At 70.4% G+C, this 23,194-nt stretch carries 20 protein-coding genes; 9 read left to right on the top strand and 11 right to left on the bottom strand.

Going from position 1 to position 23,194, the window contains the following annotated elements; genetic code table 11:
• Positions 1–190, top strand: a 190-nt coding sequence (locus tag Vgi01_RS25735) for a non-reducing end alpha-L-arabinofuranosidase family hydrolase (RefSeq protein WP_275412581.1), incomplete at its 5' end; no start/stop codon positions are given.
• A gap of 70 nt (positions 191–260) precedes the next feature.
• On the opposite strand, the gene Vgi01_RS25730 is transcribed toward Vgi01_RS25735, so the two are convergent.
• The 6 genes from Vgi01_RS25730 to Vgi01_RS25705 all read right to left on the bottom strand — a co-directional run bounded on the left by Vgi01_RS25730 (position 261) and on the right by Vgi01_RS25705 (position 7,992).
• Positions 261–1,130: a manganese catalase gene (locus Vgi01_RS25730; protein ID WP_102659077.1), complete on the bottom strand. Its 870-nt coding sequence runs from the start codon at positions 1,128–1,130 to the stop codon at positions 261–263.
• A 104-nt stretch (positions 1,131–1,234) separates the two neighbouring features.
• Complete coding sequence (locus tag Vgi01_RS25725) at positions 1,235–2,353, bottom strand: carboxylate-amine ligase (protein WP_204292787.1); 1,119 nt, start codon at positions 2,351–2,353, stop codon at positions 1,235–1,237.
• Positions 2,340–4,124 carry an N-acetylglutaminylglutamine amidotransferase gene (locus Vgi01_RS25720; protein WP_204292786.1) on the bottom strand — a complete coding sequence of 595 codons (1,785 nt, stop codon included), beginning with the start codon at positions 4,122–4,124 and terminating at the stop codon, positions 2,340–2,342. Before Vgi01_RS25720 ends, Vgi01_RS25725 begins: the two co-directional genes overlap by 14 nt.
• A 118-nt stretch (positions 4,125–4,242) precedes the next feature.
• The gene (locus Vgi01_RS25715; RefSeq protein ID WP_204292785.1) at positions 4,243–5,256 is read right to left on the bottom strand and encodes a right-handed parallel beta-helix repeat-containing protein; all 1,014 of its coding nucleotides are present in this window, start codon (positions 5,254–5,256) and stop codon (positions 4,243–4,245) included.
• Position 5,257: 1 nt separating this feature from the next.
• Positions 5,258–6,340 carry a hypothetical protein gene (locus Vgi01_RS25710; protein WP_204292784.1) on the bottom strand — a complete coding sequence of 361 codons (1,083 nt, stop codon included), beginning with the start codon at positions 6,338–6,340 and terminating at the stop codon, positions 5,258–5,260.
• Complete coding sequence (locus tag Vgi01_RS25705) at positions 6,337–7,992, bottom strand: hypothetical protein (RefSeq protein ID WP_204292783.1); 1,656 nt, start codon at positions 7,990–7,992, stop codon at positions 6,337–6,339. Before Vgi01_RS25705 ends, Vgi01_RS25710 begins: the two co-directional genes overlap by 4 nt.
• A 189-nt stretch (positions 7,993–8,181) precedes the next feature.
• On the opposite strand from Vgi01_RS25705, the gene Vgi01_RS31515 reads away from it, so the two are divergent.
• Together Vgi01_RS31515 and Vgi01_RS25695 are read left to right on the top strand one after the other, a co-directional pair.
• Entirely contained in the window at positions 8,182–9,186 is a 1,005-nt protein-coding gene (locus Vgi01_RS31515) for a response regulator transcription factor (protein ID WP_373307035.1), read from the top strand.
• A gap of 173 nt (positions 9,187–9,359) precedes the next feature.
• Positions 9,360–9,974 carry a TOPRIM nucleotidyl transferase/hydrolase domain-containing protein gene (locus Vgi01_RS25695; RefSeq protein WP_239089153.1) on the top strand — a complete coding sequence of 205 codons (615 nt, stop codon included), beginning with the start codon at positions 9,360–9,362 and terminating at the stop codon, positions 9,972–9,974.
• Here Vgi01_RS25695 and Vgi01_RS25690 read toward each other — a convergent pair.
• A complete protein-coding gene (locus tag Vgi01_RS25690; RefSeq protein ID WP_204292781.1) occupies positions 9,945–10,457 on the bottom strand; it encodes a hypothetical protein in 513 nt (170 codons plus the stop codon). The genes Vgi01_RS25695 and Vgi01_RS25690 overlap by 30 nt on opposite strands.
• A gap of 223 nt (positions 10,458–10,680) precedes the next feature.
• Here Vgi01_RS25690 and Vgi01_RS25685 point away from each other — a divergent pair, with 223 nt between their 5' ends.
• The 4 genes from Vgi01_RS25685 (at position 10,681) to Vgi01_RS25670 (ending at position 14,891) form a co-directional block, all read left to right on the top strand.
• A complete protein-coding gene (locus Vgi01_RS25685) occupies positions 10,681–12,642 on the top strand; it encodes a purple acid phosphatase family protein (protein WP_239089152.1) in 1,962 nt (653 codons plus the stop codon).
• Between the two features lie 113 nt (positions 12,643–12,755).
• Positions 12,756–13,388 carry a hypothetical protein gene (locus Vgi01_RS25680; RefSeq protein ID WP_204292780.1) on the top strand — a complete coding sequence of 211 codons (633 nt, stop codon included), beginning with the start codon at positions 12,756–12,758 and terminating at the stop codon, positions 13,386–13,388.
• A gap of 64 nt (positions 13,389–13,452) precedes the next feature.
• Positions 13,453–14,109, top strand: a complete 657-nt coding sequence (locus Vgi01_RS25675; RefSeq protein ID WP_204292779.1) for a hypothetical protein — start codon at positions 13,453–13,455, stop codon at positions 14,107–14,109.
• Positions 14,106–14,891 carry a HoxN/HupN/NixA family nickel/cobalt transporter gene (locus Vgi01_RS25670; protein ID WP_204292778.1) on the top strand — a complete coding sequence of 262 codons (786 nt, stop codon included), beginning with the start codon at positions 14,106–14,108 and terminating at the stop codon, positions 14,889–14,891. The genes Vgi01_RS25675 and Vgi01_RS25670 overlap by 4 nt, the downstream gene beginning before the upstream one ends.
• 19 nt (positions 14,892–14,910) lie before the next feature.
• Here the strand turns inward: Vgi01_RS25670 and Vgi01_RS25665 are convergent, their stop codons facing one another.
• A complete protein-coding gene (locus Vgi01_RS25665) occupies positions 14,911–15,657 on the bottom strand; it encodes an SDR family oxidoreductase (protein ID WP_102659065.1) in 747 nt (248 codons plus the stop codon).
• 81 nt (positions 15,658–15,738) lie between these two features.
• Here Vgi01_RS25665 and Vgi01_RS25660 point away from each other — a divergent pair, with 81 nt between their 5' ends.
• Both Vgi01_RS25660 and Vgi01_RS25655 read left to right on the top strand, forming a co-directional pair.
• Positions 15,739–16,347, top strand: a complete 609-nt coding sequence (locus Vgi01_RS25660; RefSeq protein ID WP_102659064.1) for a TetR/AcrR family transcriptional regulator — start codon at positions 15,739–15,741, stop codon at positions 16,345–16,347.
• A 114-nt stretch (positions 16,348–16,461) separates the two neighbouring features.
• Positions 16,462–17,040 (top strand): hypothetical protein, encoded by a 579-nt coding sequence (locus Vgi01_RS25655; protein WP_204292777.1) that lies wholly within the window; start codon positions 16,462–16,464, stop codon positions 17,038–17,040.
• 8 nt (positions 17,041–17,048) lie between these two features.
• On the opposite strand, the gene Vgi01_RS25650 is transcribed toward Vgi01_RS25655, so the two are convergent.
• The 3 genes from Vgi01_RS25650 to Vgi01_RS25640 form a co-directional block, all read right to left on the bottom strand.
• Entirely contained in the window at positions 17,049–18,092 is a 1,044-nt protein-coding gene (locus Vgi01_RS25650; RefSeq protein WP_204292776.1) for a WxL protein peptidoglycan domain-containing protein, read from the bottom strand.
• A 65-nt stretch (positions 18,093–18,157) separates the two neighbouring features.
• A complete protein-coding gene (locus Vgi01_RS25645) occupies positions 18,158–18,790 on the bottom strand; it encodes a hypothetical protein (protein ID WP_204292775.1) in 633 nt (210 codons plus the stop codon).
• 73 nt (positions 18,791–18,863) lie between these two features.
• Positions 18,864–23,039: an ExeM/NucH family extracellular endonuclease gene (locus Vgi01_RS25640; protein ID WP_239089151.1), complete on the bottom strand. Its 4,176-nt coding sequence runs from the start codon at positions 23,037–23,039 to the stop codon at positions 18,864–18,866.
• Between the last annotated feature and the right edge of the window lie 155 nt (positions 23,040–23,194).

Below are 23,194 nucleotides of genomic sequence, written 5' to 3'. Positions count from 1 at the left end.
CAAGGCCAACAGCAACGCGACCTGGACCAACGACATCAGCCACGGCGAGTTGATCCGCTCCAACGCCGACCAGACCATGACCGTTGACCCGTGCAACCTGCAGCTGCTGTACCAGGGTCGTGCCCCGAACTCGGGCGGCGACTACGGCCTGCTGCCCTACCGTCCGGGCCTGCTCACCCTGCAACGCTGACCAGGTGACACAGTCCCACCGATGACGTAGGACCGGGCGGGCTCGGCAACAGTCGAGCCCGCCCGACACGTCAGGTGACCTTGCTCTTGACCTTGTTCATCACGCCCTGCACCATCCCCGGGTCGGTCCCGTACAGGCGTGGATCGCCCGGAGGCAGGACGGGTTCCGGTGCGTGCGCGCGAGGGCTGTGGTCGTACCGGAACTCTCCCTTGCCGTCCGGTGCCGGTCCGGACGCCCAGCGACCCTGGCCGGCGTCGCCGTCCGGGGAGAAGTCGAGATAGGTGTAGCTGAACTCCTCGGTGAAATCGGGGGAGTCGGGGAAGGCCTCCGGCACCGGCATGGCCTCCAGGCCGTCCTCCTTGAGTTGCTCGATGGCTGCCATCCACATGTTCTGGTGCATCGTGTCGCGGGCCAGCAGGAACCGCAGCATCTGCTTGACGCCGGGATCGTCGGTCATGTTGAACAGGCGGGAGACCTGGAGCCGGCCCTGGGCCTCGGCGGTGACGTTGAGTTGGAAATCGGCCATCAGGTTGCCGCTCGCGGTGACGTAGCTGCCGTTCCACGGCATGCCCACGCTGTCGACAGGCATCGCTCCCCCGCCGCCGTGGATGAAGTGCGCCGGGTTCGAGCCGCCGTAGATCGCCCCCACCATCGGATTGCCCTCGGCGGCCTCCGCCAGGGACAACGGCGCGTGTTCCAACAGTCGGGTGATCATCGTGGCGATCATCTCGACGTGGCCCATCTCCTCGGTACCGACGTCGAGCAGCAGATCCTTGTACTTACCGGGAAGCCGACAGTTCCAGCCCTGGTAGAGGTACTGGTTGGCGACTGTCATCTCGCCCCACTTGCCGCCCAGGATCTCCTGCAACCGGCGGGCGAAAGCGGCGTCCGGCCCGTCCGGTTTGGCCTCGAACTGAAGGTTCTTGATGTGGCTGAACACGCGGCCTCCTCGTCATAGAAACGCTGTCGAGGTGCCTTCCCGCCCCGGTGGCATCCGTGGGCCATCCGGTGGCCCGTCGGGGCCAACCTCCAGGTGGGAATGGGTCAGCCTGCGACCGTCTGGGCGATCAGATGTTGCAGCACCGCCTGGACGTCGCCGTCGGTGCCGGCCATGACCCGACGTTGTCGGGTCGCTCCGGTGCCCTCCCGGCGCAGCCGGTCGACCTGCCGCAGCACCAGGTCGAGATCGTCGTAGCGGGCCAGGGCGGGCGTGACCGTGTCGAGCAGTTCGTCGACGAGTTCCCAGGCGGGCCGGGCACCGCCGCCGAGCAGGTCGACGAGGACCCCGTCGATCCCGTCGTGGGCGGCCCGCCAGTGCGCGGCCGCGACCAGGCAGTCCCTGATCCGTACGGGTGGCACGCCGTCGCGTACCCGGTCGATCATCGTGACGACGAGCGCCCGCACCAGTGCGGCGACCAGGACGGTGTCCTCCACGGACGGGCAGACGTCGCCGACCCGGACCTCGACGGTGGGGTACCTGGTCGACGGCCGGGCGTACCAGTAGACCATCGCGGCATCGAGCATGATCCCGGCGGTGATCAACTCCTGCACGGTGGCGTCGTAGTCGGCGACCGACTCGAAGTGCGGGGTGGGTCCGATGCTCGGCCAGCGTTCCAGTTGCATGGACCGCCAACTGTTGTGGCCGGTGTCCCGACCGTCGTACAGCGGCGAGTTGGCGGTGAGCGCCTGCACCACCGGCAGCCAGGGACGCAGATGGTTGCAGACCTGCACGGCCAGTTCCCGGTCCGGCACCCCGACGTGCACGTGGCAGCCACACACCGCCGGGTCGTGCGCGACCGGCCCGAAACGGCGGGACATGGCGTGGTACCGCTGCTCGTCCGGCACCGTGAGATGGGCCTCGCAGACCGGCGTGGCACCCACCGCCACCAGCCGTGCTCCGGCCGCCGACGCCGCCTCGGCGGCCGCCCGGCGCAGGGTGATCAGGTGCTCGCGCAACTGCGCCAGGTCGGTACAGACCGGGGTGACCATCTCCAGCATGCTGTGCCGGAACTCCTGCCGACTCTGCGTGCGAGCGGTGCCGGACAGGGCGTCGAGCACCTGCTCGGCGACCGGCAGACTCTCCCCGGTCTCCGGGTCCAGCAGCAGGAACTCCTCCTCCACTCCGAGGGTGAGGCGGTCCTGCTCGCGGCTACTCGACGCCATGGGTCTGCAGCCAGAGTTCGAGCAGGCCGAGCTGCCACAACTTGTTGCTGCCGGCCGCCGCCTGGGCCGCCTGCGGATCGGCGAGCAAATGTTCGACGTACTCCGGCCGGAACAGTGCGCGTTGCCGGGCGGCCGGCGCCCGCAGCGCCTCGACGACCAGTTCGCGGACCGGCCCGTCGACGTTGCGCAGCGCCGGCACCGGGAAGTAGCCCTTGGGCCGGTCGATCACCTCCGCCGGCAGGACCTGCCGGGCGACCTCCTTGAGGACGCCCTTGCCGCCCTGTGCGACCTTGTGCTCCGGAGGGCAGGCGGCGGCGAGCGCGACCAGGTCCTGGTCGAGGAAGGGCGTACGCACCTCCAGCCCCCAGGCCATGCTCATGCTGTCGACCCGCTTCACCGGGTCGTCGGGCAGCATCCGATGGGTGTCCAGCCGTAGGACGGCGTCCAACGCGGTGTCCGCGCCGGAGGCGGCGAGATCCGCGTCGACCAGGTCACCGCTGGCGTCGTCGACGAGGGCGTACGCGGGGCCGACGACCCCCGCCAGTTCCGCGTGCTCGTGGTCGAAGAACGCCTCCGCGAACGCCCCGGCGGCCTGGTGCCGGGGCACCCCGGCGAACGGCTGGTGATAGCCGTACCCGGCGAACACCTCGTCCGCGCCCTGCCCGGACTGTGCCACCTTGACGTGCCGCGCGACCTGCTCGGAGAGCAGGTGGAAGGCGACCACGTCGTGGCTGCCCATCGGCTCGGTCATCGCCCCGATCGTCCGGCGAACGGCCGGCACCAGGTCGTCGTTGGCGAGCTGGATGCGTTGATGGTCGGTGTCGAAGGCGCGGGCCACCAGGTCGGAGTAGTGGAACTCGTCGCCGGCCTCGCCATCCCGGCTGTCGAAGCCAATGCTGAAGGTGCGCAGGTGCTCCTGCCCCGCCTCGGCCAGCAGCGCCACGATGAGACTGGAGTCGAGCCCGCCGGAGAGCAGCACACCGACCGGCACGTCGGCGACCAGTCGCCGGGCCACGGCCGTACGCAGCGCGTCGCCGATCGCGTCCTGCCAGTCCCGGGCGTCCCAGCCGCGGTGGGCGGGTTGCCGGACGTAGTCGGGCCGCCAGTAGATCCGTTCCCGGCTGTGCCCGTCGGCCTCGACCACCCGCACGGTCGCCGGTGGCAGCTTCCGCACCCCGCGCAGGATGGTCCGGGGCGCGGGCACGATCGAATGCCAGGACAGGTAGTGGTGCAGGGCCACCGGATCGACGTCGGTGTCCACCTCACCGGCGGCGAGCAGCGCCGGAAGGGTCGACGCGAAGCGCAGCCGGCCCGCCGTCTCGGCCAGGTAGAGGGGTTTGATGCCGAGCCGGTCGCGGGCCAGCACCAGCCGCCGCCGTGCCCGGTCGACCAGGCCGACGGCGAACATGCCCACCAGGTGGTCGACGAAATTCTCACCCCACTGGGCGTACGCCACCAGGATCACCTCGGTGTCGCTGGTGGAGTGGAAGGTGTGCCCGGCGGCCCGCAACTCCTCGCGTAGCTGCGGGTAGTTGTAGATGCAGCCGTTGAACACCAGGGCCAACCCGAGGTCTTCCCGCACCATCGGTTGGCTGCCGGCCTCGGACAGGTCGATGATGGTCAACCGTCGATGCCCGAGGGTCACCCAGTCGGCACTCCACCGGCCCGTACCGTCCGGTCCCCGGGACCGCATCGCCTCGGTCATCCGCGTCACCGCGGCAGCGTCCGGGGTCGTACCGTCGAACCTCGCCTCTCCACTGATCCCGCACATGCCTCCCCCTAGCCATAGGTCAGCGAACACGCGCTTGGAGCAGCGGCTTGACCTTGACCGTATGCGGCCCGGAGGGGCGATCGAGCTTAGATCGGTGAGGAGGAATATCGAGCGTCCATCACGCTTCGCCCCGCAGGTCGACGCGGATGTTGTCGAGGAGCACCCCGGACGCCTGCTCGACGACGACGGGGGTCCGCGAGCGGAGCGGCTCCTTCGCGCCGATGACGGGCAGGGGCACCAGGGTGCAGTCCGTCACCACCACGTCGCGGTACTCCAGCACCCGTACCGAACGGTCGACCTCGCTGCGGCCCCAGCCCGCGATCCGGATCGCGTACAACGGGCCGTTCCAGGACACCTGGGCATCCGACACCCGGATCCGTTGCCCGATGACGTTGTCGTCGCCGACGTGGAAGCGGTCGGTGTTGTCACCCGGCAGCAGCCGGAAGCCGATCTCGACGTCCGACAGGCGGGCCCGCTGCACCGACACGTCGTGCACGGAGCTGAGATAGAAACCCTCGAAGGCGTCGCTGACCACCAGATCCTGGATGTCGATGTGGTGGGGGTGGTACGACGGCCCACTGATCGAGCTGACACTGTCGCCGACCGCACCCCAGTGCACCGCGATGCCGGTGCAGCCACCCACGATCGACACGTCGGCGAGGGTGAGGTGGCGTACCGCCCCGACGAGCGCGATGCAGTTGGCGGCCCGGGTGCCCGGGCGCTCCACCCGCACCCGGCGCAGCTGGATGTCCTCGATCCACTCCGTCTCGGCGGGGTAGAGGTAGCTGCCGACGGTGATGGCGGTGCCCCGGTCCCCGCCGTGTTCGCCGGGGGAGGCTGGTGGCGGCCGGAACCCGATGTCCTGGATCGCCACCTGGGAACCGAGCACCTGGACGATCGGCTGGCCGTCCGAGGCGGACGAGGTCAACCAGGTTCGTACCTGCCCGTCGTGCTGCTGCGCGCCGGCCAGGGTCCAGCCCGCACCGACGACGATCCCGCCGTCGAGCGGGAAGGTGCCGGCCGGCAGGTGCAGCGTCCCGCCCGACTCGTCGGCCAGGAGGCGTTCGATCGCGTGCCGATTGGCCGCCGGATCGGCACCCAGCGGCACGTCGTGACGGTCCGTCGCGGTCATGTCAGCACTCCAGTTCGGTGACCTGGCAGGCGATCTCCGACACTCGTGGCCGTACCGTCTCGGCCGCCGGGTCGGTCAGCCCGAGCAGCACCGGCCCCGCAGTGGTCCGCTCGACCAGCACGTCGAGCAGGTCCGGCGCGAGAGTCGTCGTACGCACCGGGCAGTCGGTGCCGTCGAGGAGATGCGTGGCGCGTACGACCAGGCGGTCGGTCTCCGGTGCCCGGGTGAACGGTGACGCCTCGAACAGGGCGTACCCCGCTCCCCGCCTGGCCACCCGGACCGCCTTCAGCACGGTCTGGCCCTGCTGACGAAGCAGCCATGGTCGGGTGGGATGGCGGAACGCCGCAGGCGGCACCGAGGCGACGGTGGTGCGCAGCCGGCAGCGTACGGTCGGGTCCGGCGCGTTGACCACGACGAACCTGGACCGGGCGGGCCCCTCGGTGCGTCCTTTCGCCCCCACCAGACCGCCGGCGCTGACCAGGCCGGCGAGCTGCGCCGACGCCCCGGTCAGCGGCGGCCCGCCCGGGCTGTCGCCGCCGCCCTCGATCGCTGTCACCTCGACCTGGTTGATCCGTACCCCGACCGCTGCCAGCGGGCTGAGCGCCGGGGCCGCCCACGGCGGCACGTTGGGGTCCGCCAGCTCGATGATCAGCAGATCGTCGACGCCCATCTCCTGAGCGCCCAGGTCGAACTCGACCCAGGCGTGGGCCTCCACCATCCGCAGCCGCCCACGCCTACGGCAGATCAGCGCGGCGGCCCGGGCCACACCCTGGGCCCGGACCATGATCAACCGGGGCAGCTCCCGCATGCCGCGGCCGGGTACGACGGCGCGGGACCAGGCCGCCTGCGTGGCACCGTCCACGTGCAGATCGACGCGTACCCGGATCGGCCGCCCGCCGCCGCGTACCTTGAGCATGACCGCGCCGCAGTCGCCCTGGACCCGCCCGACGATGGCCGCGCCCCGGGTGAACCGGTCGGCGACCAGCACCTCGGGGTCGCCGCCGCTGGTGAACACGGCGGGCAGCTCGCGCGGCGCAGCCGGCTCGTCGAAGTCGGTGGCGAACCGGGCACCCGTGGCCGTCACCGCTGCCCTCCGGGCCGGTGCAGGTCGGTGCGGGTCAGCACCGGCTCGCGGCGGTTCCACATCCGCTCCACCGCCTCGAACAGCGGATCGGCGTCGCTCTCGATGTGCCGGAGCGCGACCTGTACGGATTTGAGCAGATGGTCGGCGGGCCAGACCTCCCACTGCGGCACCTGTGGGGTGAACAGGTCGGTGGCGCTGCGGTAGAACCACAACCACAGCCGGGCCCGCTCGACCTGCTCAGCGGAGATCAGCTCCTCGCCGCTGCCGAGCGCGCCGATCGCCGAATCCAGGGCCTTCCAGTACGTCTCCGGGTCGTGCACGACCGTGGACAGACCGCACTCGCTCCACTCGGACCAACCCGCCTGGATCACCGGAATGCCGTACGCGGGAAGCTCGTTGCTCACGCTCCCGCGCACCGTGACGCCGAGGTCGACGAGGCTCCACAGTCCGTTCTTGCTGAGATCCCTGCTGGGCTGGAACACCATGTGCCGGTGCCGGGCGTACCGGGCGGCCACCGACTCGAAGAAGCCGGTGCTGTCGTACCGGAACTGGCTCGGATGGTCCTGGAACAGCCACTGCACCTGCGACGCGCCGCTCGCGAACCGGGCCGTCTCCTCGAACCAGTCGGCCAACGTGGGGAAGGACTGGTGATTGGTGCCGGGGGCGTCGGAGACGGCGTGGTTGAACACCGCCACCATCGGACGCGCCGGGTCGAAGCCCAGGCGCGCCGCGAAATGGGTACGCAGCCGTGCCCGCTCCGCGCTGTTGTTGATGTCGACCGAGGCGCTGGCCCCACCCCGCCACCAGCTCGGGCGGCCCAGGTTGACCTTCGAACGCCAGGCCACCAGCTCCGCGTTGCGGCGTACCTGTTCGCGTCGGGACCAGACCCGCTCGGCGAAGAAGGCACCGATCTGCTGGGTGAGCTCGCCCCGGAAGGTGTGCTTACCGGTGTCGGTCTCGGGAAACAGGGCGTACGCCTTCAGGCACCCGGTCTGCTGGGTGTGCACGACCGGCACCCCGGCGCGCCGGGCGGAGTCCACCGCCAGGCCCCAGTGGTCGTAGTCGACGTGGCTGGTCACCAGCGCCACCACCGACTCGTCCCCCAGCAGCGCGTCGTACGCCGACGAGATGGCCCGGGCCAGCGCCTGCCGCCGCTGGTAGCGCGGATCGGCGGTGGGATCCTCGGGCGGGCGGGGACGCTTCGTCACCCGGCAGTAGGTGGCGCTGACGAACTCCGCAAGCGTCTGCTCGCTGATCGCCGGTCCGGGGCGCAGCGGCCTGCCGAACAGCTCCAGCCGTACCTCGCTCGGCGTGGCGGACCGGGCCGGCCCGTCGACCAGGCGGTACAGGTCGATGACCTCGCTCGCGCCGTACGCTTCGGCGAGCCGCCGGACCAGCTGCACGTCGAACTCGGTCCAGAGCGCGTCGTGCCACATCTGCTCGACCCCGGTGACGACGACGAGCTGCGCGGGGACGATCCGGCGGATCGCGTTTGCCACCGCCAGGTTCCGCAGCGCCACCCGGATGTCCTGGTGGAACACCTCGACGACCAGGTACCGCTGGGACGACGTCGATCCCAGGTTCTTGCGCCAGTACACCGAGGCGGCGTCGAGGAACCCGTCGAACGCCTTCTTGTCAGCTCTGAGCCACACCCGAGACCCGTCCTCACCCCGTAACGGCAACCAGCGTCGGGACTGTACGGTCCGGTTACGCACGGCAGCCGAACAGCCGGTGACCAGCCGGTGAAGCCCTGTCTCCCCCGGATGGGGGAGAGGTTCGAGTCGTGATTTCCCGACGATCGGGGAGGCGCCGGCGGGCGGCCCGCTGGCATGCTCGCGGGTATGGCGATCCCGGACCTGAAGACGACCGATCCGGCCGACGCTGACCCCCGTGGCGGGCCGGCCAGGTGGGGTGCGCCGCTGGTGCTCGCGGCGGCGGTCGGAATGCTGCTCGTGGCGACCCCGTGGTGGGGAGTGAACGGTCTCGACGAGACCTCCAGTCCATGGTTCGTGGATCTGGAACGGCTGGTGCTCGGGCTCGCGAATTTCGCGGCGGTCGCGGCGGTCGCGTTGTCCCGGTACCGGCTCGGGGCGGCCTGCGTGGTGGCGACCGTCCCGTGGGTTCTCTCGCCGTTGCTGGGTGCAGTCGCCTGGGCCTGGTGGTCGGCCGTGCTGGCCGTGCTCGGGATCGCTGTCCTCGACGGTGCGCGCCGGCTCTCCCTCGCCATGGCGGCCCTGGCCGTCACGCTCGCGGTGGTGTACTGCACCACCGGGATGTACTGGCATGTGCCGATCGTCGGGCCGGTCAACCTCTTCTCCCGTGAGCCGGATCGGTGGCTCGACGAGACGCGCCTGATCTACCTTGCGTTCTATCTGGGCGCGGTCGGCGTCGTCGTGCTGCTCGCCGCTGTACTGCGCCGACGTCGCGCCGCTCGCCTCAGATCGATCGCCGCCACTCCCGCAGCGGCAGCAGCGCCCATGCCACCTGCGGTCGAGTCGCCCGAGGTGACCGGGCCGGGGGTGGTCGAGGCTGAGTCGTCGGTGGGACCGGTCGGATCGGAGGTGGCCGAGGTCGGACCGCAGGCGACGCCTGTTGGGTCGGCGGCCGTCGGGGCCGGAGCGCAGGTGTTGACCGGGCCGTGGGCTGAACGGATCGCGACACTCACTGCCCGGGAGCGGGAGGTGTTGCTGGCCGTCGCCCGGGGCCGATCCAACGCCGAGGTGGCCGCGGACCTCGGCATCGGAGACGAGACCGTCAAGACCCACGTCTCCGAGGTGCTGCGCAAGCTCGGCTGCCGCGACCGCGTACAGGCGGTGATCGCCGTATACGAATCAGGCCTGCGATAGGGCGACCCGGCCGGTCCCTCTCGGTGATCGACTCCGTTTCGCCGAAACGGCGGTATCCCGCCGTCGCGAACCCCGCCATTTCGCCGAAACCGCGCGCCGGCGAACCGGACCCCAATTCGCTCGGCTATCCGGGGGCGGGTCGGCATGATGGGTCTGAGGTCGGGGAGGTGGAGGTGCGGATCGAGGTCGCCACCCTGCGGGACGCCCGAGCGGTGCTGCTTGTCGAAGGGGCCAGCGACCTGGTCGCCGTGCAGACGCTGGCGCAACGCCGGGGACGGGACCTGGCCGGCGAGGGCGTACGGGTGCTGGCCATGGGCGGGGCCACAAACATCGGGCACTACCTGGAGCAACTCGGCCCACGTGGCAGTGACCTGCGCCTGGCCGGCCTCTACGACGTCGCTGAGGAGGGCTTCGTCCGGCGTGGGCTGGAACGGGCGGGTCTCGGTGTGGCCCCGCTCGCTGAGCTGGGCTTCCACGTCTGTGTGCGTGATCTGGAGGACGAACTGATCCGGGCGCTCGGCACCGACGGGATGCAGGAGGTGCTGGCGGCCGAGGGGGATCTGCGCTCGTTCCGGCTCTTTCAGCGGCAGCCTGCGCAGCAGGGCCGCGAACTGCCGGCTCAGCTGCGCCGGTTCATCGGCACCCGGTCCGGCCGCAAGGAGGCGTACGCCCGACTGCTCGTGCAGGCGCTCGACCTGGAGCGCGTGCCGCGCCCGTTGGACGCGGTGCTCGCGTCGGTGGCGCCGCCGAGCGGAGCGTCACCAGCGCGGGAGCACCGAACCGGTTAGCCGGCCACCGAAGCGGTAGACCACACACATCACGTCCCGGTCGCCGTCGGCCCAGGTCTCCATCGTGGGCATCGCCGGGTAGAAGCGCAGTGCCTGGCCGGTGTCGTCGGGCCAGGTGCTGGTGAACAGCGCTCGGCAGGCCGACCAGGCGAACTCCCGTAGCGCCACCGGATCCCAGTCCGTGTCGTCGGCGTGCACGAAGCCGTACGCCTGGTTGTCGGCACCCAGTGCGCAGGGCCGGTAGCGGACGACGACGCCGCCCGCCTCCGGCAGGTGGGTCGGGTCATCGAAGCACTCGCCGCCCTCGATGTGGAGGAGGCCCGGCGTCTGCGCGTCGACGAAGGTCTCGTCCTTGACGACGGCCTGGGCCGACATGGCGCTGCCGGCCATGGTGGCGAGCAGTCCCGCCGTGCAGAGCAGGGCGACGACGCCCCGCAGCGGACGGCGCGAAAGGCGACCGGTGACAGTGTCCTGGTTGGTCATAGCGCGTCGATGGTAGGAACGCGATCCCTGCCGGCGAGCTACTCGCAGGTGTCGGCGAGGTGACGCGACGGCCAACACCGACTGGTGGGGCAGGCGACGCGGCGAGTGTTCATCTGCTGGAAAGGATCTTGTGGCTGTCCGGTTGAGCGGGACTGGGCCAATGACGACGGCGCGCCGCCCGCACAACCGGTGGTCGGGCGCCACCCACCTCCTCATTTGAAGGGTGACCAGAGTCGTGACCGACCAGAAGCTCCCCTGGAGCATCGGGGCCCGTCGGGCGAAGATCGTGGCGATCGGTGCCGCGGCACTGCTCGCCGGGGGCGTGGCCCTCAGCCCCGCCGCCTTCGGTGATGCAACGCCAGCCAAGTTCCCCGCCGCCGAGATCCACAAGCCGTCGCCGGTGCCGGACCGGATCATGTTGACCCCCACCGCCACCCCGTCCACCTCGCAGCGGGTGACCTGGCGTGCCGAGGCCACGGCGGAGTGGGCGCGTGCCGAGCTCCTTGAGGCACCCCGGGCGCTCGTCGGTGGTGTGCCGGCGTCCGGAAGTACGGTGACCCGCCTCGCCGCCCTCTCCAGCACCCCGGTCAACACTTCTCTGGGGTACGCCTCGACCTACCACACCGTCGAGTTCACCGGCCTGAAGCCGGACACCCGGTACACGTACCGGGTCGGCGACGGCACCAACTGGAGCGAGTGGATCGACTTCACCACCGCGGCCAGCGACTTCGAGCCGTTCTCGTTCATCTACTACGGCGACGCGCAGAACAACCTCGACTCGGCGGTGCCCCGGGTGTTCCGGCAGGCGTTCGCCGAGCGGCCCGAGGCCAAGATGATCATCAACGCCGGTGACCTCATCGACAACGCCAACAGTGAAGAGCAGTGGGGCCAGTGGTACAAGGCCAGCGGCTTCATCGACGGTCAGATCAACAACATCTCGGTGCCGGGCAACCACGAGTACAGCGGCGGGCTGTCGCAGTTCTGGCGGCCGCAGTTCCCGTACCCGGACAACGGTCCGGGCAACCCGGAGCTGAAGCAGACCGTCTACTACGTCGACTACCAGGGCGTACGCTTCATCGCCCTGGACTCCAACCACCAGAGCAACAGCGCGCTGATGGCCGCCCAGACCACCTGGCTGGAGGGCGTGCTCCGGGACAACCCCAACAAGTGGACGGTGGTCACCTTCCACCACCCGGTCTACTCGACCACTGGCACCCGCAACAACCCGCAGGTCCGGGCCCAGTGGGGCCCGCTGTTCGAGCAGTACGGCGTGGACCTGGTGCTGCAGGGCCACGACCACTCGTACGGCCGGGGCAACGTGGCCACCAACCGTCGCTCGGCCGCCGTGCACGAGGGCACGGTCTACGCGGTGTCGGTCTCCGGCGGCAAGATGTACGCCCTCAACAACGGTCAGAACTGGACCGGCAACGGTGCCGAGGTGACCAGCACCAGTGAGAACACTCAGCTGTACCAGCTCATCGACGTCTCGCAGGGCACTCTGCGCTACGAGGCCCGGTACGCCAACGGTGAGCACCACGACGGGTTCCTGATCCGCAAGAACAACGAGGGCGAGCGGACCGTCAACGAGCTGCGTACTCCGTCGAACACGACGGGCCGGCAGGTCACTGTCGACCGGACCAGCGTCGCGGTCAAGGGCGAGGTCAAGGTCTCCGCGTACGGCTACGACCCGGCCGAGAAGGTCGCGGTCTCCCTGCGCAAGCTCGGCAACACCCCCGGCCAGGCCGAGATCCCCGTGGCCAACCTGACCGCGGACCAGCTGGGCCGGATCAGCTACCAGCTGGCGATCCCCGCCTCGGCCAAGGCCGGCGGCACCTACGAGGTCTTCCTGTCCAGTGCCAACCAGCAGATCACCAGCCCGGCGATCACGCTCAACGGGTGGCGTGCCGACGTCCAGGCCCGCGCGCACTGCGTCGGTGCCACCGCGTACGTCTCGGTCACCGTCCGCAACGGCGAGGGCGAGCCGCTGAGCGTCGAGATGGTGACCCCGTACGGGTCGCGGACGGTCTCCGGCGTGGCCGGTGGCAAGTCCGCCAGCCAGGCGTTCAACAGCCGGGCCACGGCGGTGCCGGCCGGCGTCGCGACCGTCGACGTCACCGGGATCGTCGACGGTGACCCGGTCACCATGCGGGTCGAGGCTGCGTACGAGGCGGCCAGCTGCGAGTAGTCCGGGTGCGGTGGCGGTGCCTGAACGGCATCGCCGCCGCCCTCCCGCCGGTGGACACGCGTTCCTCCGGCTGAACTTCCCTCAACTGCCCTGAGTGGCGATGGAGCATCGAGATGAACACATCAAGTCGTAGGCGGCTTTTCGCGGTGGGCGCCGCTGGTGCCCTGCTGGCCGGATCGGTGGCGGCGGGATCACCCGCGTTCGCCGCACCGGGTGACAGCGCCGACGTGTCGGTGACCGTGGACATCGAGGAGATCAAGGAGCCGGGGGTGCTGGCGATGTCCATCGCCGGTGACTCGGTGACGTTGGCCGAGGACGGGTCGACGTTGCTGGTACGTCAGTTCGTCGGCACCCTGCCGACGGTGACGGTCACCGACACCCGTACGCCCGACGAGGTACCGGCCGGTGCCGCGTGGGCCGTGCTCGGCAGCGCCACCGACTTCGTCGGCGGCGCGGGTCAGGCGCCGATCGGCGCGGGGCACCTGGGCTGGAAGCCGAAGCTGATCGACGGTGGCGACAGCGGCCTGGTCAGCGAGGGTGAAGAGGTCGTGACCGTGGTGGACGAGCCGACTCAGCCGGGCAACAACGTGGGTCTGGTGGACCAGGAACTGCTGGTCTCCACCTTCGACTCGGGTGCGGTGGCCGGCGGCGCGTACACCGTCAACGCCGATCTGTTCCTGCGGACGCCCGCGGACGTGGCGGCGGGTGCGTACACCTCGACGCTGACCCTGTCCCTGTTCGAGTGAACATCGCGGGTGTGGGGGTCCGCAGGCGGCGAACCCCCACACCCGTGGTCTGCCGGAGACGACGATGAATCACCGCAGCAAGATGATCGGCGCTCTGCTCGCCGGCGGTACGGCCCTGGCGGCGGCTGTCGGGGGCGGCGCGCCGGCCGCCGCGCATCCCTTCGGCCCGCCGACTACCGCTCGGGTCGTCGTCGACGGCTCCCGGGTCGACATCTCCTGGCAGCCCGCCGAGGACGACTGGGTGGCGCTCGGCCAGTCACTCGGTGCCTTCGAGGACCCCAGCGCCGGTCCGGTGGCCACCCAGCTCACCGGCGAACAGAAGCTCCAGCAGTCCGCCGCGGTGCGCGACTACCTGCGCGAACGGATCACCGTCAGCCAGCACGGCCAGCCCTGTCGCGGCGAACTCAAGCCGCTGGACGGGCTGCTCGCGCAGGGTGCCCGACTGACCTTCGACTGTCCCGCCCCGGTCCGCACGCTCGACATCACGTTGACCGCGTTGACCGACCTCAACCAGGCGTACCGCACGATCCTGCGCGCCGAGTCGGCGAGCCCGGCCGAGACGCTGTACACCGCCGCGGCCGACACCCACCAGGTCGACTTCACCCAGTCCGGCGGCGGGCTCGGACCGGCCACCGCGCTGGCCTTCGGCGTCGGCGCTGCCGCCGTGCTCGGTGTGCTGCTCGTACTCCTTTCCCGACGACGTACCCGGAGCACGGCATGAACGGCCTCAACAACCTCGACCAACGACTGCTGGCACTCTTCGACAACTCGGCCCTGTTCTGGTTGGCCCTGGTCGTGGCGGTGGGCGTCGGCGCCGCCCACGCCGTGGCACCGGGGCACGGCAAGAGCATCACCGCCGCGTACCTGGTCGGCACGCATGGCCGGTATCGGGACGCGCTGCGGCTGGGCGTCATCGTCGCGGTGATGCACACCTTCTCCGTCCTGGTGCTGGCGCTGGTCTGGACCGCGTTCAGCGGCGCGGCCAGCCTCGGCACCACGACGATCACGGCCGGGCTTCAGGTGCTGGCCGGGCTCGTGGTGATCGGCGTCGGCGCGCACCTGATCCGCCGCCACCTGCGGCGTCGCCACGCCCACGCCCACACCCACGACCATCACCACGGCCACGACCATGACCACGGCCACGATCACCACCATCACGACGAGACGGTCGATCCGTGGTCCCGTCGGGGCCTGGTCGCGCTCGGGCTGTCGGGTGGGCTGCTGCCCTCACCGTCGGCCTTTCTCATCCTGGTCAGCGGACTGCTGACCGGTCGCGCCGTCGGCGCGGTCGTGATCGTGCTGGCCTTCGGGGCCGGGATGGCGTTGACCCTGACTGGGGTCGGGGTGCTGACCATCCGGGGGCACGCCCTGTTGGCGGGCCGAAGCAGCAGGTGGGCCCTGCTGTCCAGCGTGTCGGCCTGGACTCCGGCGATCGCCGGGGTGGCGGTCTGCCTGGGCGGCTGCCTCTACGTGGCCGCCGCGGTCTCGACGCTCACCGCGTGACCTCGGCCCTGCTCGTCGGTCAGATTGCGCCGCCGTTGGCGTAGAGCACCTGGCCGTTCACCCAGCGTCCGGGGCCGGCGAGGAAGACGACCAGCTCGGCGATGTCGTCGGGCGTCCCGATGCGCTCCATCGGCGGTTCGGCGGCTATCCGGGCCAGCGTCTGCTCGTCCTTGCCGTCGAGGAAGAGTTCGGTCGCGGTCGGGCCGGGCGCCACCGCGTTCACCGTCACGTCCCGTCCGCGCAGCTCGCGGGCGAGGATCAGGGTCATCGTCGAGACGGCGCCCTTGCTCGCCGCGTAGGCGCTGTAGCCGGGGCGGGCGAACCGGGTCAACGAACTGGAGAAGTTGACGATGGCCCCGCCCGGGCGCACCCGCCGCGCGGCCTGCTGGTCGACCACGAAGGTGCCTCGTACGTTGATCCGCAGCATCTCGTCGAGCTGGTCGAGGTCGAGATCCGCCAGCGGGGCCAGGGTCATCATCCCCGCGGCGTGCACCACCACGTCGACGCCGCCGAACTCACGTTCCGCGGTGTCGAAGAGGGCCGCCACCGCAGCGGGGTCGGCGACGTCGGCGGGGACCGCGATCGCCGTCCCACCGGCGGCACGGGCGGCCGTCACGGCTTCCTCCGCCGCTTCCTGCCGGCCGCGGTAGTTGACCACGACCGCGTACCCCTCGGCGGCCAGCCGTTCGACCACGCGGCGTCCGATGCCCCGGGAGCCGCCGGTCACGACCGCGACGCGGCCGGTCGTGCTGAAAGTGGTGGTCATGCTGCCTCCTGAAGCTGATTTGTGTACGCTGTGTCCATATAACTCGTCACGTAGACACAGCGTCCATATAGCGGAGGAAAAGTGGCGCAGCTCACCCCAGACTACGAGGCTCCCCGTCGGCGTGGGCGCGGTCGCCGCCCTGCTGACCAGGTACGCGCCGAGATCCTCACCGCCGCCGGCAACCTGCTGCTGGCCGAGGGCATGGCGGGCTTCACGATCGAGAAGGTCGCCGCCCAGGCCGGCGCCAGCCGCATGACGATCTACAAATGGTGGCCCTCCAAGGGTGCGTTGGCCCTCGACGGCTACTTCGCGGTGGTCGGCCCGGTGCTGGCGTTCCCCGACACCGGTGACATCGTCGCCGACCTGACCAGCCAGCTCACCGCGTTCGTCCACCTGATGACCGACACCTCCGCCGGTCGGGTGGTCAGCCAGCTCATCGCGCAGGCGCAGATCGATCCGGACCTCGCCGCCGTCTACCGCGAGCGCTATTCGGTCCCCCGTCGCGCGATAGGCGTCGAGGCCCTCACCCGGGCGGTGGCCCGAGGACAGCTGCGTCCGGACATCGACGCCGAGTCCGTCGTCGACCAACTCTGGGGCGCCTGCTACCACCGGCTGCTGATTCCGGACCAGCCACTCACCGAGGAGTTCGCCGCCACACTTGTCGACAACCTGATGCGCGGCCTGCGCTGACCTTCGCCGGGGCGGCGTCGATGGCGCGAACAGATGCACCGGTACGCGGCCACCGTCGATCGGGCCGTACGCCACGGGACAGCTGAAACGCCGACGGCGGTCGATACTGAGGAGATGACGCGGCTGGTTCGGATGCTGACTCTCGTGGCGCTCGGGTCGGCGTTGGTCGCCTGTGACCGCGCGCCGGTGGACACCCCGACAGCGTCACCGACGGCACCCTCCCCGTCGGCATCCCCCGGCGACCTCGCCGTCCCACCACTGCGACTGCCCAGCGTGGCCCCCGACGGCACCTGCCCGGCCGCCGAACCGCAGCGCTGGAGCAAACCGGGCCAGGCACAGCGGGTGCTGGGGCCCGGCCCGGTCCACCCGATCGCCGACTACTTCAGCGGCGGAGCACTGCCGCTGCGCCCCAGCGACCGGCAGGCCGACGGCAGCTACACGGTGAAGGTGCGCTGGCTGGCCGCCGACTACACCGGCCCGGTGCTGGTACGCGCGGGACGCATCGACGCACCGGGTGCCGCCTCGGCCCAGTTCTCCTACCTCGGCGAACCCCGCCACGACGGCCACCATGCCGTGCTGACCAGGCCGGACACCGACCTGCCGGGCACCACCACTGTCGACGGTCCAGGCTGCTACGCGTACCAGGTCGACGGCACGTCGTTCAGCTACACCATCGTGTTCCGCGCCGGCTGAGGCTCAGCTCAGCCGACCGGGGTGGTCCGGCGGCCCTCGGCCCGGCCCTCTTCCCGCGCGCTGGCGAGCAACTGTGCCAGCCGCCGCCGACGGCGCCGGGTGATGACCCGGTAGGCGAGCACGAGCAGGCCGAGCAGGAGCAGCAGCGCCAGTTGCGGCCAGGGCACGATCCAGGTGGTGACGGTCGCGGTGCCGGGTCGGATCTCGGCGTCCGTCGGGTCGCCGCCCTGAACGGCGGGCGTGACGGAGACGGTGGTCTTGAGTCGGCCGAGCCCCCAGACCCCGTCGACCTGGGTGTCCACCACCTGTACGCCGCCGGGCAGCGTCTCGGTGACCTGGGTCGGGCCTTCCTGCGTGACCAGGCCGAACAGTTCACCGACGGACACCGTTCCGCTGCCGGTAAGCGCGACGTTGCCGTCGTTCTTCGCGGTGTAGCCGACCTTGAGAGTGCCGGCGGAGAACGGGTTCCACGAGGGCGTGTAGGTGGTGCTGAGGTCACTGATCGCCACACTGGCGGTGACCGTGCCGCTGGCCCGCAGCATGACCCGGAAACCGACCCGGCTCTCCACGGCGACGGTGCCGCCGGTGCTGGTGACGGTCGCCGCGATGCCCGCCGGGTGGTCGCCGGGGGTGGCGTCTTCGGGCACGGTGATGGTGAACGGCACCACCTTCGTACCCTTGGCCTCGACTGTCACCTTCTCCTGGACGGTGATCCAGGTGCCACCGTCCACCGACTTCTCGTTCGAGGGCAGCATGTTGAAGCGGCCCTTGTCGGTGAGGTATCCGTCGGCCGCCTTGAGGGAGAAGACCACCGCCGAGTCGCTGAAGTTCCGTACCGCGAGGTGCTCGGTCACCACCTGGCCGGGGTCGAGGGTCCGTTCGATGAACCGGCGGCCGTCCGGGCCGTTGCGGTCGGCCGGCTGAACCGCCCAGGTGACCGCGGGACTCGTCGGTTCCGCCATCGCGCCGGTCGACGAGATCGGCACGACGGCAAGCACCACAGCCAGCACGGCGAGCATCCGGGTCAGTGCTCGCAGCGGGGTTCGGATCATGGCGGTTTTCCTTTGCGGGAGGAGCGGGTGGGGGAGCCACGCCCAGGTGGCTCCCCCCGATGGATCTACTCGAACAGCGACAGGGTCAGCGTCGAGGTGTACTTGCCGGCGGCGACGTCCGCCGGGGTGCGCAGGAACAGGTTCGCGTTGACGGTGTACTCGCCACCGGCGACCGCTCCGGAGTCGAAGGTCGAGACCAGCAGTTCCTGGTCGACCAGACCCACGTTGTTGCCCGGCTGGGTCGGCTCGTCAAGTACGGTGACGACCTCTTCACCCTCGCTGACCAGACCGGTGTCCCCACCGTCGATCAGCTCCGGCTTCCAGCCCAGGTGACCGGCGCCGATCGGCGCCTGATTCGCGTCGCCGACGAAGTCGGTGGCGCTGCCCAGCACCGCCCACGCGGCACCCTCGGGCACCTCGTCGGTGGTCCGGGTGTCGGTGACCGTCACCGTCGGCAGGGTGCCGACGAACTGACGGACCAGCAGCGTCGACCCGTCCTCGGCAAGCGCGACCGAGTCGGCGGCGACCGTCATGGCGAGGACACCCGGCTCGCGGATCTCCTCGATGTCGACGGTCACCCGTACGTCGCTGCTGTCGACCGGCTCGGCCGAGGCCGGCGCGGCGAGCGCCACCGACCCGGCGAGAACGGCGCTGGCCGCGGCGGCCGCGAACAGTCGCCGGTGGTTCCTTCTGTGCATGCGTTGCTCCGTTGTGCGTATCTGCTCGATGGGGGGTGGGGTGGCGGCAGGATCGCCGCCACCCCTACGAGAACTAGCCGCAGGTGATCGCGGCGTACGCCGACTCCACCTGGATCGTCGCCGGCTGGCCGTTGACGGTACCGGTGATCTTCACCGTCGAGGTACCGGCCGCGACCGTCTTCGCGCGGCTGTTGAACGCCTGGTACGCCGTCTTGCCCGGGGCGACGTCGGCGACGACGCGCGACCCGTACGGCGTGACCAGTTCGATGCTCAGCGCCACGTCGTCGGCGTTGCGGGCGCTGACCGAGACGTACGCGTTGCTGCCGACGCACTGGGTGCGGGCCTGCACCTCGACCTCCCACGCCGGGCCGCCCTGCCCGATGGTGGAGCGGGGCGTGGTGTCGGCGGTGACCGGCGAGTTGGCGGCGAGGTAGTCGACAAGCATGGTGAGGTCGTTGTCGCCGGTCGTCGCCGGGTTGGTGCCGCCGCCGAGCGTGGTGAAGTTGTCCCCACCGGAGGCGAGGAACGAGTTCACCGTCACCCGGTACGTGGCCGCCGGGTCGATCGGTCCACCGTTGAGCTGCATCGAGGTGATCCGCGAGCCGCGCTCGGCCTGCGGGTCGTAGGTGTAGCTGAAGCCCTTCGACACACCCAGCCACAGCACCGGCCGGGACGCGCCGGTCGGCTGCCACTGCTGCTCCAACACCTGCTTGATCTCCGCACCCGTGTAGGACTTGGTGACCACGTCGTTGGAGAACGGCTGGACGGAGAAGGCGTCGGCGTAGGTCACCGTGCCGTCGGTGCGGTACAGCAGGTCGGCCCGCAGACCACCCGGGTTCATGAAGGCGATCTGGGCCCCACCCCGACCGGGGGCGGAGGTGCCGGCGAGCTGCACGTCGGCGATGAAGTTGCCGAGCGCCGACTCCCTGCCCCGGTCCTCGTTGCCGTCGGTGTAGGCCCGACGGATGTCGGCGGTGATCTCGCCCAGCTGCCGCTGGCCCAGCTCCTGCGCCCGCACCTTGGCGGTGGCCACGATGTCGGCCACCGTCGGGTCCTGCGGCGCACCGACCACGTCGACGAGCGAGGCGTCGGCGGCGGTGACCGAGTTCGACTCCGGGTCGAAGGTCAGGGTGACCTTGCCCAGCCGCTTGCCGTAGTCCTCGGCCTGCACCACCGGACGCAGCTTGTCGGTACCCGGAACCGGGACCTCGAAGGCGTACGGCTGGTGGGTGTGGCCGCTGAAGATGGCGTCGATGGTGGCGTCGACCCGGGTGAACTTGCCGAAGACCGGGTCGTTCGCCAGCGCCTCGGCCGAGTCGATGTTCTCCGTGGCGGCCCCCTCGTGGGCGAGCAGCACCACCACGTCGGCCTCACCGTTGGCGGGGTTGCCGTCCTTGAGCTGACCGGCGACGAGGTTGGCCTCGGCCACCGGGTCGCGGAAGGTGATGCCGGCGATGCCGTCCGGGCTGACCAGCGAGCCGGTCTGCTCGGTGACCACACCGACGAAGCCGACCTGGACACCACCGATGCTGCTGACCGAGTACGCCGGCAGCGCCCGGGTGTCGTCCCGGTACACGTTGGCACCCAGCAGCGGGAAGTCCGCCCGGTCGGTGACCCGACCGGTCAGGTCGGTCATGCCCTTGTCGAACTCGTGGTTACCGACCGCCGAGGCGATCAGGCCGGCCGCGTTCAACGCGTCGATCGTCGGGTTGTCGTCGTCGATCGCCGAGATGAAGGTGGACGCGCCGATGTTGTCGCCCGCCGACACGAACGCGGTGTTCGGGTTCTGCGCCCGCAACTGGTTCACCAGCCCGGCGAGCTGAGCCGCCCCACCGGCCGGCTGACCACCCACGGTGGCCGGTGACTCCAGTCGGCCGTGGAAGTCGTTGATGCTCAGCAGTTGCAGGTCGACCGGGCTGGCCCCGGTGTTGATCCCGACGACAAGCGGGTTGTGGTCGCTGGCCCGGTACGGGTCCGGTGAGTAGAAGGCGGCCAGCCCGTCGTACTGGAAGGCGTACGACTCGACCGCGTTGATCTGCCACACGTCCACGCCGGTGACCCGATCGGCAAGCGACGGCGAGGCCAGCGCGTGGTCGAGCGAGCCGGACTCACCGTTGAAGACGTAGCTGGTCTTCCCGGTGTTGTTGAGGTTGCGGTAGTCCCTGCCGTAGAGGACCTGCATCGGGTCCTCCTGGGTGTACGCGTTGAAGTCACCCAGCAGCAGCACGTTGTCGGTGTCGCTGTCGGCCTTCACCTGGTCCACGAAGGTGGCAAGCGCGGTGGCCTGCCGGACCCGGTCACCGTTCCAACCACCCTGACCGTCACCGGTGTCGGCGTTGTCGCCGGAACCGGCACCGCTCTTGGACTTGAAGTGGTTGGCCACCACCACGAAGTCGAGCGGCCCGGCGGTGAAGGTCTGCGCGATCGGCTCGCGGGCGTTGAACCAGACGCTCTCGTCGTTCACCGACCGCGACGCGCCCTTGGGCTGCGCCTTGGCCGGCTTGAAGATGATCGCGGTGGTGATGAAGTCCTGCTGGGCGGCGCCCGGCAGCTCGGTCGGGGTGCGAACGTAGTCCCAGGTGCCCGCGCCGTCCGCCGTGTTCAGGGCGGCGACCAGGCGCTTGAGCGCCCGCTGCGGGTCCGAGGAGCTGAACCGGACCGAGTTCTCGATCTCCTCCAGTGCGACCACGTCGGCGTCCAGCGCGCTGATCGCCGAAACGATCTTCGCCTCCTGCTTGGCCAACGCGGCCTCGTTGGCCGCGCCACGCGCGTCGCCACCGAAGTGCACGAAGTAGTTCAACACGTTGAAGCTGGCCACCCGCAGGTCGCCGCCGACGTTGACCGGGGCGGCGGTACGCGGGTTGGTGACCTTGAAGGTGGTCCGGTCGCCCGGACGGGTGTCCGCGTCGACCGGGCGGGTGGGCTGAAGACGCCACTCTTCGAAGGCGTACGACAGCACCGACGGCCCGAACGCCTCGACCGAGTCGCCGACCCGCAGCGGGCTGTCCTTCGACACGTACGGCGGCAGCAGCCCGGCGGTGGACAGGTTCGTCGTCCTGCCGTCGTCGAGCAGGATGCGGCGGGCCTTGTTGTCGGCGGCGATCTGGCGGGCCTCCGCCGAGCCGGGCCGAGCCACATCGGTCGGGGTCAGCGCCGGCTTGTCACCGGCGGCGAGGGCCACCTCGCCGTAGCGGTTGGTGTTGTAGACCTCGGAGACGGCGTACGCGCCGACCGGGGCGACGAGCATCGACTCGACCGACTCGCGCGCGTCGTCGGTGAGCGGAAGCTCCACCGGGACCGGAGCGGGCAGCGGCGCACCCTGCTCGCACACCTGCACGTCGCCACGGGTGGCGGTGCTGAGCTGGGTGAGCCCGTTGAACTCGCTCGCCGTACCGCTGACCCGGACCCGGTCACCGATCGTGACCGCCGGGTGGTTGGCGGTGTTCGTGGTCAGGTAGACGAAGATGCCGTCCGAGGCGGTGCCGGCGGCGACCGTACGCTCCCCGCCGCTGCCCGCCGTCTGCACGTACACGCCGTTGTAGCCACCGGTGCGGTGGTCGGCGGTGACGACGCCCTCGACGGTGACCCGGCTGCCGGCCACCGGCGTGGTGGTGCCGGAGCCCTGGACCTGGGCGATGGTGTGGCTGACCGCGACGTCACAGCCGACGTCCGGGTCGCCCGGTCCCGGGTCGCCGCCAGCGGTGTTGCGGACGCCGAAGCTGTTCGGAGCCGGTGCCTTCCAGACCCCGTCGATCTTCTGGAGCGAGTGCCCGACGGGGGTGCTGCTCGACTCCTTGACCCCGATGTCGGTGCCGGCCATGCCGTTCGCCGGTCCGCCGACAGCGGTGAAGGTGCCACCGTAGGTGATGAACTCGCTCACCGAGTTGCTGGGCGAGACCAGCGCGACACCGTCGGGATCACCGTTCTGGATGCCGTTGACCGGGTACTCGGCGACGACCACACCGGACTCCGGCACCGTGCCGGTGAGCGTCCGGGTGTTGTACGCCGCCCCGTTTCCGCCGTTGTAGAGGACGATCTGCCAGCCGCTCAGGTCGAAGCCGACCGGCGCCTCGATCTCGATCGCCTCGCCGACGTCGGTGCCGGCGTTGTCATAGTGGATCTCGCTGAGGAACGGTGTAGCTGACGCGGGCGCGGCGAAAGCGGTGGTGCCACTGCCCAATAAGAGCGCGGTGGCGGTGACCAGTACGCCCGAGATTGTGAGTTGCCGCCTGCTTTTTCGTAGCTGCATCTGCTGGGCCTCCGCGGGGCCTCCGAGGGTGTTAGACCGGTGGAGGATAAGCGGCACAAGTGTCCGCGCGGGAGCCACCAGATGTACTTATTCGCGAAACGAGGCGGTAGCCGTCACGGCATTGGCCTGCGTGATCGTGCGCGAATCGCGATATT

The organism is Micromonospora gifhornensis, from assembly GCF_016863515.1.
In the GTDB taxonomy this organism is placed as follows: domain Bacteria; phylum Actinomycetota; class Actinomycetes; order Mycobacteriales; family Micromonosporaceae; genus Micromonospora; species Micromonospora gifhornensis.
This window is presented reverse-complemented; position numbering and strand designations above follow the sequence as displayed.